Annotated in this window: 1 protein-coding gene; it reads right to left on the bottom strand. The window is 71.2% G+C overall.

All coding sequences use genetic code 11. From position 1 onward, the window contains the following. Positions 1–2,305: condensation domain-containing protein (locus tag AMK19_RS34065; RefSeq protein WP_143200572.1), on the bottom strand; the 2,305-nt coding region annotated here is incomplete at both ends.

Here is a 2,305-nt window from a genome sequence, read left to right as displayed (position 1 = left end):
GAATGAAAGGCACTTCCGGAGCAACCACCGGAGCCGACGCCAACTCGGCCGCCACCGCCGGGTCGTCCAGCCGCAGTATCACCGGCGCGGCCAGACCCGCCGTCAGCTCCCCGAGCCCCACCAGTGCCGCCGTACCCGCGTCGGCGAGCATGAACTCCTGCCGCTCCAGCGGGTATTCCGGGTCCAGCGGCAGATAGGCCGCGCCCGCCTTCCACACCGCCAGGACCGACGCGACCATCTCCACGCCGCGCGGCAGACACAGACCCACCACCGACTCCGCCCCCATACCCCGGTCGATCAGCAGATGCGCCAGCCGGTTCGCCCGCTCGTCCAACTCCCGGTACGAGACCGAACCCCCGTCGAACACCACCGCCGGCGCATCCGGCGTCCGCACCACCTGCGCCTCGAACAACCCCGCACCCGACAACTCCGAGACAGCACGACCCGTCCCGTTCCACTCCACCAGCACCCGCTCCCGCTCCGCCGGCTCCCACACCTCCACCGAGGAGATCGGCCGCTCCGGCGTCTCCTCCAGGGCGGCCACCAGGGCCCGCACGGCGGTGTGCAGCAGCTGGCAGACCTGCTCGGGTCCGGTCCCGACCGCCTGGGTGCTCAGGGTGAAGCCGACGCCGCGGTCGTCGACCGCCACGCCCAGGGGATAGTTGGTGCGGTCCGACGAGGTGAGCATCCGGATCCCGGCGAGCGTCGGCTCGGCCGGGCGGGCGGCACCTTGGTCGTACCGGTAGTTGAAGATCGCGGTGAACAGCGGGCTGCCGCCCGGCACCCCGCTCACCTGCTGGGCGAGTGCCAGCGGGGCGTGCTCGTGGGCGAGCAGGTCGGCAAGCTGGCGCTTCATCCCGTCCAGCGCCTCCGCGACGCTCGCCGAGCCGAGCTTCACCCGGACCGGCAGCGTGTTCAGGAACAGACCGGGGACGCGGTCGGAGCCGGCGCCGGAGTTCATCCGGCCGAACAGCACGGTGCCGAACACCACGTCGTCCCGACCCGACACCGCACCCAGCACCCGCGCCCACGCCAGATGGAACACCGTCGCCGGGCTCACCCCGTGCGAACGGGCCAACGCCCGTATCCGGCCCGCCAGTTCACCGTTGACTTCGAGCTCCGCCAGGGCAACGGCGGTTCCGTCCGCGTGCACGTCCAACAGCTCGAAGGGGGCGGTGGTCTCCTCGACGTCGCCGAGCAGCTCGGTGAAGAACCGCTCGTGCTCCCGGTCCGCGACACCCGCCCGGGACTGAGTGACGAAGTCGCGGAAGGGCAGCGGCTCCGGCAGGCTGTCGTCCGTCCCGGACAGGAACGCCCGCAGCTCGCCGAGCAGAATGTCCATCGAGGTGTGGTCCTGGACCAGGTGATGGATCGTCAGCAGCGCCAACCAGCCGTCACCACCGGGCTCGGCCGCGACCGCCACCCGCAGCAGCGGCGCCCGGCCCAGATCCATGCGCTCCGCGCCCACCGCGAGCAGCTCCTGCACCGGATCGACCGCCTGCGCGTCCAGCACCACCTCACGCACCGGCAGCACCACCTTGCACGAGACCACCTGCAACGGCTCCGGCAGCCCCTCCCACACGATCGCCGTGCGATAGATGTCGTGCCGGTCCACCACCCGCTGAAGAGCGGTCAGGAACGCATCCAGCCGGTCCCGGGAGTCGAAGCCCACGACCATCGGCGCCGCATACACATCGGCTCCGCTCCCGCCATCCTGAGTGGCCATCAGATGGTGGAAGAAGATGCCCTCCTGGAGCGGAGCCAGCGGATACACGTCCGCCAGGTTGGCCGCGCCGCCCTCGACCCGGCCGACGATCAGATCCACAGCCGCCCGGTCGAGCTCGACCAGCGGCAGCATCTCCGGCGTGATCTCCCGCGCACCCTCCGGAATCAGATTCCCCGGCACCACCACCGGCTCCGGACCCGCCACCGCCGCCACACCCGCCGGCGTCGGCGTCTGGAACAACGCCTTCACCGACACCGACAACCCGCGCGCCCGCAACCGCTCCACCAGCGACACCGCCAGCAACGAGTGCCCACCGAGCGCGAAGAAGTCGTCGTCGACACCGACGCCGTCCAGCCCCAGCACCTCCGCGAACACCGCGCAGACCAACTCCTCCTGCACACCCGCCGGCCCCCGGCCGGCACCCGCACCGAACGACACCGACGCGAACTGCAACAACCGACTCGACCCGTCCACCGCGAACCGCTCCACCTGCGCCGCCGCCAACCCCGCCAACACCGCATGCGCCACCGCCACACCCTTCGGCACACCCGTCGACCCCGACGTATAAATCACATACGC

The organism is Kitasatospora sp. CB01950, from assembly GCF_001905465.1.
Lineage (GTDB): Bacteria > Actinomycetota > Actinomycetes > Streptomycetales > Streptomycetaceae > Kitasatospora.
This window is presented reverse-complemented; position numbering and strand designations above follow the sequence as displayed.